Annotated in this window: 8 protein-coding genes; 5 read left to right on the top strand and 3 right to left on the bottom strand. The window is 43.7% G+C overall.

Annotated features, from left to right (window positions below; translation table 11 throughout):
• Positions 1–285: 285 nt before the first annotated feature.
• On the bottom strand, positions 286–3,231 hold the full coding sequence (locus tag ACRD6K_RS11830) for a serine hydrolase domain-containing protein (protein ID WP_430973417.1): 2,946 nt from the start codon (positions 3,229–3,231) through the stop codon (positions 286–288).
• Positions 3,232–3,341: 110 nt separating this feature from the next.
• Here ACRD6K_RS11830 and ACRD6K_RS11825 point away from each other — a divergent pair, with 110 nt between their 5' ends.
• From ACRD6K_RS11825 to ACRD6K_RS11810, 4 genes are all read left to right on the top strand, one after another.
• Positions 3,342–4,496, top strand: coding sequence for an exo-beta-N-acetylmuramidase NamZ family protein (locus ACRD6K_RS11825; RefSeq protein ID WP_430973416.1), 1,155 nt, complete (start codon positions 3,342–3,344; stop codon positions 4,494–4,496).
• Between the two features lie 5 nt (positions 4,497–4,501).
• Positions 4,502–5,944 carry a sodium:solute symporter gene (locus tag ACRD6K_RS11820; protein WP_430973415.1) on the top strand — a complete coding sequence of 481 codons (1,443 nt, stop codon included), beginning with the start codon at positions 4,502–4,504 and terminating at the stop codon, positions 5,942–5,944.
• Between the two features lie 97 nt (positions 5,945–6,041).
• The gene (locus ACRD6K_RS11815; RefSeq protein WP_430973414.1) at positions 6,042–7,487 is read left to right on the top strand and encodes a hypothetical protein; all 1,446 of its coding nucleotides are present in this window, start codon (positions 6,042–6,044) and stop codon (positions 7,485–7,487) included.
• Positions 7,488–7,496: 9 nt separating this feature from the next.
• Positions 7,497–8,519: an endonuclease/exonuclease/phosphatase family protein gene (locus ACRD6K_RS11810; protein WP_430973413.1), complete on the top strand. Its 1,023-nt coding sequence runs from the start codon at positions 7,497–7,499 to the stop codon at positions 8,517–8,519.
• A gap of 142 nt (positions 8,520–8,661) precedes the next feature.
• Here ACRD6K_RS11810 and ACRD6K_RS11805 read toward each other — a convergent pair whose 3' ends face one another.
• Positions 8,662–10,074, bottom strand: a complete 1,413-nt coding sequence (locus ACRD6K_RS11805; RefSeq protein ID WP_299579393.1) for a CCA tRNA nucleotidyltransferase — start codon at positions 10,072–10,074, stop codon at positions 8,662–8,664.
• Between the two features lie 186 nt (positions 10,075–10,260).
• On the opposite strand from ACRD6K_RS11805, the gene trxA reads away from it, so the two are divergent.
• Positions 10,261–10,629: a thioredoxin gene (gene trxA, locus ACRD6K_RS11800; RefSeq protein ID WP_299579389.1), complete on the top strand. Its 369-nt coding sequence runs from the start codon at positions 10,261–10,263 to the stop codon at positions 10,627–10,629.
• A gap of 29 nt (positions 10,630–10,658) precedes the next feature.
• Here trxA and ACRD6K_RS11795 read toward each other — a convergent pair whose 3' ends face one another.
• Complete coding sequence (locus tag ACRD6K_RS11795) at positions 10,659–11,957, bottom strand: UDP-N-acetylmuramoyl-tripeptide--D-alanyl-D-alanine ligase (RefSeq protein ID WP_430973412.1); 1,299 nt, start codon at positions 11,955–11,957, stop codon at positions 10,659–10,661.
• Positions 11,958–12,019: the final 62 nt, after the last annotated feature.

Raw genomic sequence — 12,019 nt, 5'->3', positions numbered from 1 at the left:
TAAACTCCCCTTAAAGTTAAAATTAATAATCTAATAATATAGGTTTACGGATTAAGTTATATATGCGTTTGAAATCTTTTGCAAATTTTTAAAGGACGGTAAACATTTTTATTTGAAGGAAAGCTTCAATTGGAGCGCATTGTGAGTATTCCAAATTGATTTATAAGGGCTTGGGTGTTAAAGAACATTTTAACATTTTTTAGCAATTGTTCCGATCGATTTAACAATTGAAAATCAACTTTAGAGTAGTAGTTTAATCGAAGTAACAGGCTTCTGACGAATGGGTTACTTCAGACTATCGTAGATGGCTTGATGCAGGGCCGGACGAATATTCAGCTGGAATAGTTTGGGATTGTTCCGCGTAGGGTAAACACGGTTGGAAAAGAAGATAAACAAGAGCTTGTTTTGGGGATCGGCCCAGGCAAAAGTGCCGGTAAAGCCGCTGTGCCCAAAACTATCGACACTGGCATCAACAGCAGGGTAGGCGTCTTTTAACTTATTTTTATGGTTGTCGATGTAGGGTTTGTCAAAGCCCAAACCACGCCGGTTGTCATTTTCCGGAAATTGAATGCGTGTGAATTCACGCACACTGGAGGAGTCAAGCAGTTGTTGGCCTCCATACCGCCCGTATTGCAGGTACATCTGCATGATTTTTGCAGCATCGGTCGCTGTGCCAAATAGCCCGGCATTACCCGAAACGCCCCCCATCATCGATGCACCTTCATCATGTACAAACCCCTGAAGCAGCTCCTTGCGAAAAGAATCATCCTGTTCGGTGGGCACAATCTGATTTACGGGGAAATGTTTATAGGCATTGTAGGTTACCGAATTGGCACCAAGAGGGGCGTAGAATTGGGTGCGGATATACTCTTCGTAATCTGTATGTGTGAGATCCTCAATGATACGGGGGAACAAGTAAAAAGCCAATTCCGAATAAGTATATTTTTTACGCGGAAGCAATTCTGAATCCCGGATTTCACTGTATATATTATTGATGTAATTCTGGTTCATATAGAGGTTTGAAGCCACCCGCAGGTTGAACATGGCTGTGGGATGATCTTTGAAAACAGAAGATTTCAGTTTCCCGTTTTTTCGAAGGGTGTTTCGGTAGTGCGGAAGCCAGGATTTCAGCCGTGCCTGGTGAGCCAAAATCTCACGGCTTGTCATTTTTGCTTTGTCGGTATTTCTAAAGTCGGGCCAATAAAACGAGAAGGGCAAGTCCAGGTTGAATTTTCTTTCACCATACAGTTTGATCAGTGCCGGCAATGGTGCCGTAATCTTGGTCAGGGAAGCCCAATCGTAGATATCCGTCTTTTGAACGGGCCTTTTTTGCTGGTAGGTAAAGTAGCCATAGCACTCATGAAAAATTATTTTGCCCTCTTTGGCTATCAAGACCTGGCATCCGGGAAAAGCTTCTTCTTCTAATCCAAGATGGATAATACTGTCAACCTTGGATTTTAAATGGGAAGAGGATATGCCTACCTCCTCGGGAATGGTGTACTTAAAACGGTCATTTTTTTTTAGCTCAATTCCCTGGTTCAACTGGAAGGTATCGTTGACGTTTACCGGGAGCTTTCCGTTAACATCGATGGCTCCAAAAATGGCCTGAGCAGCCAATTCCTGGGTTATCTGGTTTTCCTGGTAAGTGACTAAGATGCCCTGAGAATTTTTGGCTTTGCTGAGATGGTTTAGCGCATACGGATTTCCAAACAGAACGACGATTTGCGGCTTTTGTGAAAGGGCTTCCAAGGCTTCGTTAATGACGGGGGTTAAACCGTAGTTGCCGGAGACACTCAAACGCATATCGTGAATTCCGGTGATGATTAAGTTGTAGCCATTCAGGTTGGACTTCAGTTTAGCAACATCCTGAGAAGTCGCGTTCTTAGGCAGGTTGAAAAAGTCAACTTTCATGTAGTTGGCCAGCATGCGCAGGAAGTGCGTTTCTTTATCGGTTCCAATGGAGAAGGTCGCTATTTCCAAAGTGTCCAAACGTTGCAGAGGGAGAAGTTGTCCTTCATTTTTTAGCAGGGTTAACGACTGCTCATGCAGCAGTCGTTTGGTCAGCTGGTATTGCGGATTGGCGTAGTCGGTCTCCAGCTTATTGGGGCTGGCCTCTTGGAAATGGTCCAGCTGAAGCCATTTTTTCAGAGCCAGCACTTTTCGGCATTTTTGATTGATGGCTTCCTCTGTTAGCCGCCCTTCTGCGATGGCTTTCTTAACCGCCTCAATTCGAACCGGCAGGTTGGGAACAATTTCCAGCAGGTCGTTGCCTGCCAGCAGCGCTCGTACGGTAGCTTCACCATCCGAAAATTGTTTGCTTACGCCGTGCATATTCATGGCATCAGTAATCACCAGCCCCTTAAAGCCAAGATCATCAATGAGCTTGTTTTGGGTGACGTTTTGGGACAGTGAGGCCGGAATATCAGATTCGGGATCATAAGCTTCTACATGCAGGTGTGCAGTCATAATGCCACCAATGCCGTTTTGAATCAGTTGTTTGAACGGATACAACTCCACCCGTTCCAGCCGTTCAAAGCCATGTTTAATAACCGGCATACCCAAATGCGAATCGGTTTGTGTATCTCCATGTCCGGGAAAGTGCTTGGCTACTGCCAGTACGCCTGCATCCTGCATTCCTTTGGCGTAAAGCCAGGTTTTTCGGGCAACATTCTCCGGATTTTCACCAAACGACCGGTAGTTGATTACCGGGTTAGCCGGGTTGCTGTTAACATCAGCTACGGGAGCATAGTTGACATGAACGCCAATGCGTTTCATCTGGCTCCCGACTTCATAGCCCATGCGGTAAATCAGGCTGTCGTTTTGAATGGCGCCCAAAGCCATTTGTACTGGGTATTTGGGAGCTCCGGTCAGACGAAACCCCGGCCCCCATTCGCCATCCATGGTTACCAGCAACGGAATTTTGCTGTGCTTCTGCAGTTGATTGGTTATTTTCAGTTGGTTGGCCGGCGTTCCTTGCATGAAAATCAGGCCCCCAATATGGTATCTCGAGATTTTCTCATAAAGCGGACTTTGCTCGGAAAGCGCTTGTTTGGAATAAACCTGGGCAACGAAAAGCTGACCGATTTTTTCATCCAGAGTCATGTCCTTCAGGGTGTTGTTGACCCAGGGATCTTGCAGGTAATTTAAAAAAGCGGGATTATTTTGAGAATAACTTCCCAGGGCATAACAGCCCAATAGCATCGTAACGAGAAGCCGGTTTAGGATTTGCATATTTCTAGAATTTCAAGGAGCAAAATTAGCAAAGATTGATGAATGCTAAAATGCGGTTTGTTATATCTGATGTTTTCTTAACTTCGTGATGAATAGAACGATTATTTATTATGCGTATTGTTTGGATGTTATTATTTCTGATCGGTTGTCAGGCTTCAGCTCAGGAAATTCAGCCCGGTGCAGAACGAACGGATTTGTACTTATCTCAGTTGGAAGGCAAGACCATTGGCTTGATTTGTAACCACACTTCAACCGTTGGCGAGCTGCATTTACTCGATTTCTTACTGAATAATAAGCTTGCTGTAAAGCGGGTTTTTAGTCCTGAACACGGGTTTCGTGGAAATGCGGATGCCGGAGAAGTGGTCGCTGATCAGCGTGATCCTAAAACCGGTATTGAGGTGGTTTCGCTCTACGGGGAAAACAAAAAACCGCGAGCCGATCAGTTGGCCGATTTGGACGTTTTGATTTTTGACATTCAGGATGTGGGGGTGCGGTTTTACACCTACATCAGCACCATGCATTATGTAATGGAAGCTTGTGCCCAAAATAACAAACCGCTTTTTGTTTTTGACCGCCCCAACCCCAATGGCGATTACATTGCCGGCCCGGTTTTAAAGCCTGAATTCCGATCCTTTGTAGGGATGCACCCCATACCGGTTGTGCATGGCTGTACGGTTGGTGAGCTGGCTCAAATGATGAATGGCGAAGGTTGGCTGGAAAATGAGGTGGCCTGCGACCTGACGGTTGTTCCGGTGGCTAACTACACGCATGACATGCCTTACTCTTTGCCGGTAAAACCATCTCCTAATTTGCCCAATGACCAATCCATACGCTTATACCCTTCCTTGTGTTTTTTTGAAGCAACCAGTGCCAGCATTGGGCGCGGAACCTATTTCCCGTTTCAGGTTATTGGTTATCCGGATGAGCGAATGGGCGATTTTCAGTTTACCCCTGAAAGCATTGATGGGATGTCTAAAAATCCGAAGCAACTGGGCAAACTATGTTATGGCGTTGACCTTCGCACTGCCCCGCTTGATGAAACGTTTACGTTGAAATACTTTTTGGATTTCTACCATAAGTTTGAGGATAAGTCTGAGTTTTTAACCCGCGAGCGCTGGTTTAACCTGCTGGCCGGAACCGACGAACTGTTAAAAGAAATTCGGGCCGGGAAGAGCCTGGAGACTATTGAAAAAGGCTGGCAAAAAGAACTGGATGCCTACAACACCATCCGGAAGAACTATTTAATTTACCCCGACTTCAACTAATTGGCATGGATTCTTATTTGGCGCTGGCTATTGTTTTAGGCTATTTTATTTTGCTCATGCTTGTCTCATGGCTTACTTCGCGCCATGTCGACCAGTTCACTTTCTTCAATGCCAATCAATCTTCTCCCTGGTATTTGGTGGCCTACGGAATGCTGGGGGCTACCTTGTCGGGCGTAACCTTTATCTCCGTGCCGGCTGAAGTGGGAAACTCTGCCTTTTCGTATTTGCAGTTTGTTTTTGGAAATTTAGTTGGGTACTGGCTGGTGGCCTTTCTGTTGTTGCCTTTTTACTATCGTCTGAAACTGATTTCCATCTATTCCTTTTTAGAAGAGCGGATGGGGAGTTTAAGTCATCAAACAGCTTCGTTCTTTTTCCTGATTTCAAAATTGATTGGTGCTGCTTTTCGGCTTTACCTGGTGGCGGTGGTTTTGCAGTATGCGTTTTTTGGCGCTTTTGGAATACCATTTTGGGCAAACGTCTGCATTACGGTGTTTTTGATTTGGATTTACACTTACCGGGCAGGGATTAAAACTATTGTTTGGACCGATACCTTGCAGACGACCTTTTTGGTGCTGGCTGTTTTGTTGACGATTTTTACGATTAGTCGGCTAGACATACAGGACAGCACGGCCGGTATCTTCAGCCGGGTTTACCATAGCGATATGTCGCAGGTATTCTTTTGGGACTGGCGATCGCCAAATTATTTCTGGAAACAATTTGTAGCCGGCATTTTCATGACCCTGGCCATCAATGGGATGGATCAGGATTTGATGCAGAAAAACCTGACTTGCAAATCGAAGCGGGAAGCGCAGAAAAACATGCTGGTTTTCAGTGTGCTGTTTGTGTTTATTGTAATGCTTTTTATGAGCTTGGGGACCATGCTCTACCAATTTGCTTCGCATTCCGGAATTGATGTGTCCAATGCCGGAGATGATTTGTATCCGATGTTGGCATTGAATCATTTGGGAGGTGCGGTGGCTATTGCCTTTTTACTTGGAATTACTGCAGCTTCGTTCTCCAGTGCCGATTCCGCCCTGACTTCAATGACAACGGCCTTTTCAATTGATTTCCTTCAGATGGATCAACTGAAGAATAATGCTAAAATGAAGTATCGGAAATGGATTCATTTAGGATTCTCTGGATTATTGGTTCTGGTCATTCTTATTTTTCATATTATAAACGACGAAAACGTGGTTATTGCCCTTTTTAAAGCTGCAAGTTATACCTACGGCCCCATTCTGGGCTTATTTGTTTTTGCCATTTTATTTCAACGAAAAGTGCGTGATCGCCTGGTGCCATTCATTGCCGTTGGAGCGCCAGTGCTTACATTTTTAATAGCCCGTTTTTCGAAACAATTATTTAACGGATATGAGTTTGGTTTTGAGTTGCTGATATTGAATGGTTTACTTATGCTTTTGGGGCTAGTTTTTAGTTCAGAGAAGAAATGAACCCACTGATTGTTAAAAATGTTAAAATTTGTAAAAATCATTTCGTACTTTTGAAATACTATTAGCAATCTTTTTGGCGTTTAACCTAAAACAGCTTGTGAAAAAAATACTACACATAATCATTGGGCTTTTAATTCTTGTAGTGGTTATTTCATGCGAGGACGAGAAGTACGTTTCTATCAATGAGGTGCAGTTAGCGTTTTCTGCTGATACGGTCATGTTTGACACCATTTTTACATCAATCGGTTCAACCACCCAACATCTTAAAGTTTATAACCCCTACGATCAGAAATTATTAATTTCGTCGGTTCGTTTGGCAAAAGGCGATGAATCGAAGTTTCGCCTGAATGTTAACGGGATCGCCGAAAATGAAGTGTTTGATTTGGAGATTCCTCCCCAAGACAGTATTTACATTTTTGTTGAAGTAACCATTGATCCTACGGGAAATAACATGGCCATGGTTGTTCAGGACTCCATCGAGTTTACGACCAATGCTTCGTTTCAGGATATTGATTTGGTTGCTTGGGGGCAGGATTTTCACCTGGTACGGGATGCTCGGATAAAAACGACGACTTGGACGGCGGATAAGCCTTATTTGGTGTATAACTATGCCTATGTGGACAGCGGAGAAGTGTTGACCATAGATCCTGGAGCAAAGATTTACTTTCATGATAATGCCGGATTGTATGTTCGGGGCCGGATAAAAGCGCAGGGAGAGTTTGGGCAACCGATTGTTTTTCAGGGCGACCGTTTGGAGGATGTTTATCAGGATGTGCCCGACCAGTGGAATGGCTTGTTGCTGTTCTCCGGAAGCCATGGCAATGTGTTTAACTATGCTGAAATTAAAAATGCCAATATTGGCCTGCAGGTGGGTAACATTGAAGATGAAGGTTATGCCACGGTAGAGTTGGGCAACACAAAGATTTACAACCATGCTTATGCCGGCATTTTTTCCCTTAAATCGAAAATTAAAGCCTACAATTGTTTGATCACGAATTGTGGATTTTACGCAGCAGCTTTGCTTGTTGGAGGCGAATACGATTTTTACCATACCACCATTGCCAACTATTGGGGCGGATTTTCCGGAACTTCGCGTTCTTCAGCTTCTTTGGTGCTTTCCAATTTGCTGATCATTGATCAGTCTTCAGGCGAAAGTGTCAGCTATGTGGGTGATTTAGAAAAGGCCAATTTTGCAAACAGTATTATTACCGGGAATATTAGTTCGGGCAACGAGCTGGAACTAGGTATATCAGATGAGGCTGGTTTTAACTACAATTTTGATCACTGCTTACTGCAGGTGTCTGACACCTTTAATATTTCAGATCCGGACTATTTTTCTGGAATTCTCCGTGGTATCGATCCTAAGTTTAAAGATCCCTACGAAAAGCTAAACTTCGAACTGGATACTTTAAGCCCTGCTAAAGATGCTGGTTTGCGTCGTATTGGCCAGCAGTATCCTTTGGACTTGCTGAATCAGGGGAGAACCGATGATGCCGGTCCGGATTTAGGCGCTTATGAGCGGATTGAGAAGGTTGCCCGGTAAAACGTTGTCATGGTCAAACTTGGACTGTGTTTGTTGATTTATTTTATCTTTAGTTGGAACCTTTTCGGGCAGTCAGAATCTCCATCTACGATTCATATCCTTTTTTACAATGTTGAAAACCTTTTTGATACGGTGAATGATTCATTGACCAATGATGATGAATTTTTGCCGGAAGGTGATCGGCGGTGGACCAACAGACGGTTTTATGAGAAGCTTAACCGGCTAAGCAAAGTGATTTTGGCAAGTGCCGGTTTTGAGCCTCCGGAAATTATTGGTTTGTGTGAAGTTGAAAATAGCCAGGTCCTTGAGAAGTTGTTGGAAACAACGCCTTTGAAGAATTACAATTATTCGGTGATTCACAAAGACTCGCCCGATGAGCGAGGAATTGATGTTGCTCTCCTGTTTCGGTCGGATCACATAACCCCTGTTGATTATTACTATTGGCCTGTTTATGATGGTAAGCAGCGGCTAATGACCACCCGTGAGATTTTGTCAGCTACCTTTCAATTACCCGGACGGGATACGATTCATGTGTTTTTTAATCATTGGCCTTCGCGTTACGGAGGTCAAGCCGAAACAGAAAACGAGCGCATGTTGGCTGCAAAAACTTTGCGTGGGGCTATTGATGGTATTCAGCTTTTAAAGCCGAACCCCAAAGTGGTGGTGATGGGGGACTTTAACGACCAGCCTCAAAACAAAAGTTTGCTGGATGGTTTACAAGCGAAGCGGAAAGACAACTTAGCTATCGATGGCGAGCTGATAAATCTGGCTAGTAAGTGGAAGCAAGGAACGATAAAATACCGCCAGGCCTGGACGGTTTTTGATCAAATACTGGTTTCTGATCAGCTTTTGAAAGTTCAGGGGTGGCACACACGTCCTGAATTTGCTGCGCCGGTAACATTACCTTTCTTGCTTGAAGCTGACGCCAAATTCAAAGGTCAAAAACTAAATCGGACGTATGTTGGGTTCAAATACCATGGTGGGTTTAGCGATCATTTGCCTGTATTGTTAAAGCTGGAACAAGCGAATTAGACTTCGCCTAAGAAAAAGATTTCGCCTGATGTATCGGTGAATTGATGTGTAATTTCGACCCGAAGACTGTTGTTATGAACAGCAAAGGAGATCATTGCTAACAATGCTCTCCTTTGAGTATCTGGTGAATTCCTATAGATTTTTATTCTTTCACTGGCTTTAATCCCATTTTCTCCGCTACTTTAATCATGTATTCAAAGGCTTCGTCATGGTTGTTATGAATCTCTCCTTCAAGAATTGCTTCTTTGATGGCACTTTTTATATCACCCACCTCGCGGGAAGGGGAGAGATTGAAAACCTCCATAATCTCTTCGCCGGAAACCGGTGGTTGAAAGTTACGGATATGATCCCGCTCTTCCAGGTCTTTTAGCTTTTCGCGAACCAGTTGGAAGTTTTTGAGGTACCGTTTTACTTTGGTCTCATTCTTCGAAGTGATGTCTGCTTCACACAAGGTCATCAGATCGTCAATTTCATCACCGGCCTCAAACAGCAGACGGCGTATGGCCGAATCCGTGACTTCTTCTTCCGACAGAACGATTGGACGCATATGCAGGGAAACCATCTTTTGGATGTATTTCATTTTTTCGTTCATGGGCAGCTTCATGCGGCGGAAAATGCCGGGAATCATTTTCGCTCCGATAAAGTTGTGGGCATGAAATGTCCAGCCTTGACCGGGAATAAATTTCTTGGTGCGCGGTTTAGCAATGTCGTGGAGCAGGGCTGACCAGCGCAACCACAAGTTATCGGTATTTGGAACAATGCGGTCCAGTACCTCCAGGGTGTGGTAGAAGTTGTCTTTATGTCCAATGCCATTAACCTCTTCACGGCCTTTTAGCTGGTTTAGCTCGGGGAAAATGAGTTTCAATAAACCGGTTTTTTCCAGTAGCTTAAAGCCTTTGGAGGGCTTGTCGGCTAAAATAATCTTATTTAGCTCCTCAATGATTCGCTCGTTGGAAACAATTTTAATGCGGTCCTTATTTTGTGCAATTGCTTCGAGGGTTTTTTCTTCAATTATAAAATTCAATTGGGTTGAGAAACGGATGGCACGCATCATCCGAAGCGGATCATCGGAGAAGGTGATGGAGGGATCCAGCGGAGTGCGAATAATTTTTTTCTTCAAATCTTCAATTCCGCCAAAAGGATCAATCAACTCTCCAAATTGGTCCTTGTTCAGACAAATGGCCAGTGCATTAATAGTAAAGTCGCGCCTTTTCTGATCGTCTTCCAGAGAGCCGTCTTCGACAATGGGTTTGCGGGAGTCGTGCTGGTAAGATTCTTTTCGAGCTCCAACAAATTCAACTTCCAGTTCCTGATACTTTAGCATGGCTGTACCAAAGTTTTTGAAAACACTGACGGGTGTTTTGGGACCAATTCTGCGCGCTACTTTTTTGGCAAGTTCAATACCACTGCCTAAAGTGACCACATCAATGTCCGGTGAATTTCTTTTCAGTAATAAATCTCTGACAAAACCGCCTATAACGAAACAGGCTTGTCCTAGCTGATCGGCTTCTTCCGAAATGATAGAGAATATAGGGTGTTGCAAATGTTTTTTCATGAAATAAATAAGAGGTTTTAAACCTTAATAAAAGATGCAAGTGTGACAAATTGTTTAAAACTGTGCCAAAATTACAATTATTTCTCTACCTTAAAGTCTAATATGGGGTAGAAAATAAAAATGGCACGGCGATTGATATTTAGATATCTAAAAATTTATATATTTGCATAATAAAAATAGAAAGTCATGTTAGAACATTTAACCAAAGAGACATTTAAAGAGAAAGTTTTCAACTTTGAACAAAATAAAGATTGGAAATACGAAGGTGATGCACCTTGCTTAATTGATTTTTATGCCGACTGGTGTGGCCCATGTAAAATGATTGCGCCGGTTTTGGAGGAGTTACAAAAAGAGTATGGAGAGGCCATCAAAATTTACAAGGTCGATACAGAAGATCAACGTGAATTATCGTCGATGTTCGGTATTCAGAGTATTCCATCCTTGTTGTTTGTTCCAAAAGATAACCAACCCCAGATGGCGCAAGGGGCTTTACCCAAAGCGACACTGGAGCAGGCAATTTCAGAAGTGCTTAAAGTAGAGAAGCCAGTTGCTTAACGTTTACAAAAGCACTTTAGAGAATAAATTTATAGAAACAAGGAAAGGACGCGTTCGAGTTTTATGCCGCGTGAGCCTTTAATCAGAATCAATTTATTCACAAATGGTTTTAGTTGATATAGGTAGTCAGAGAGAAGTTCGACATGGTCGAACTTCTCTGCTTTTAGAGCGTTCGTTTCCGTTTTTTCGAATTCAGGGCCAACCAGGAGGATCTTCTCCAGTTCTTGCGTTTGTAAGAAATCGACAATCTTTTGGTGCTCCATAGCCGATTGTCCGCCCAGTTCAAGCATATCACCTAAAATGACAATTTTGCCAGCATGATTCATTGCTGTGAAGTTTTTCAGTGCAGCCATCATGCTGGTTGGGTTGGCGTTGTAGGCATCCATGATAAGCTTGTTGCTGCCTTGGGTAATGAGTTGCGAGCGGTTGTTACTGGGCAAGTAGCTTTCAATAGCTTTCTGGATGGCCAGCGGATCAACCTGGAAGTGCAGACCAATGCGGGCTGCTGCCAGTATGTTTTCAAAATTGTAGTTTCCAATCAGTTTCGATTTCAGGTAAAGCCAGCCTTTTGGAAAAAGGGCTTTTACGGTGAGGTAGTACGGTGACTCCTGTACTTCGCCACGAAGTTGTGCCTGTTCTGACTGTCCGTAGCTTAACTGCTCAAGCCCTTGGGCTTGTCGGATTAGCAGCTCATTATCCTGGTTGATAAAGCAGGCAGCCTGCTTATTGCGCAGATAGTCATAAAGCTCTGATTTGGTTTGAATAACTCCTTCAAAGGAGCCGAACCCTTCTAAGTGTGCTTTCCCGATGTTGGTGATTATGCCCAGATCCGGATCGGCAATTTGGCAAAGGGCGGCAATCTCTCCCGGATGGTTAGCACCCATCTCCACAACGCCAATCTCTGTTTGGCTGGTCATGGATAGCAAGGTGAGAGGAACGCCAATATGGTTGTTTAAATTGCCTTGGGTAGAACTTACCTTATACTTTTGTTGCAGAACGGATACGATCAGTTCTTTGGTGGTTGTTTTGCCATTGGTTCCGGTAATCCCCAGTACGGGTATTGCCAGTTGCTGGCGATGATGGGCAGCTAGTTGCTGTAGGGTAGTAAGCACATCGCGAACGACAAAGAATCGGTCGTTTTCTGGCAGGTTCATACTGTCAACTACCGCGTAGGCTGCTCCTTTCTCCAAGGCATCGGCAGCGTACTTGTTTCCGTCAAAATTGGGCCCTTTCAGGGCAAAGAAAATACATCCGGGAGTAATTTGTCGACTGTCAGTCGATAAGGTGGGATGCTTTAGAAACTGTTCGTAAAGTTGTTCTATATTCATGTGTTCAGAAAAAATAAAACCCCATTTTTTCAAATGAGGTTTAAATGGAATTTGCTTATTTT

It is taken from the genome of Sunxiuqinia rutila (assembly GCF_050589705.1).
Lineage (GTDB): Bacteria > Bacteroidota > Bacteroidia > Bacteroidales > Prolixibacteraceae > Sunxiuqinia > Sunxiuqinia rutila.
This window is presented reverse-complemented; position numbering and strand designations above follow the sequence as displayed.

What these genes read in the sequence shown, in the direction of transcription:
- ACRD6K_RS11830 (WP_430973417.1), bottom strand. Translation starts at nt 3,231, where the DNA reads ATGCAAATCCTAAACCGGCTTCTCGTTACGATGCTATTGGGCTGTTAT.
- ACRD6K_RS11805 (WP_299579393.1), bottom strand. Translation starts at nt 10,074, where the DNA reads ATGAAAAAACATTTGCAACACCCTATATTCTCTATCATTTCGGAAGAA.
- ACRD6K_RS11820 (WP_430973415.1), top strand. Translation starts at nt 4,502, where the DNA reads ATGGATTCTTATTTGGCGCTGGCTATTGTTTTAGGCTATTTTATTTTG.
- ACRD6K_RS11795 (WP_430973412.1), bottom strand. Translation starts at nt 11,957, where the DNA reads ATGAATATAGAACAACTTTACGAACAGTTTCTAAAGCATCCCACCTTA.
- ACRD6K_RS11810 (WP_430973413.1), top strand. Translation starts at nt 7,497, where the DNA reads ATGGTCAAACTTGGACTGTGTTTGTTGATTTATTTTATCTTTAGTTGG.
- ACRD6K_RS11825 (WP_430973416.1), top strand. Translation starts at nt 3,342, where the DNA reads ATGCGTATTGTTTGGATGTTATTATTTCTGATCGGTTGTCAGGCTTCA.
- trxA (WP_299579389.1), top strand. Translation starts at nt 10,261, where the DNA reads ATGTTAGAACATTTAACCAAAGAGACATTTAAAGAGAAAGTTTTCAAC.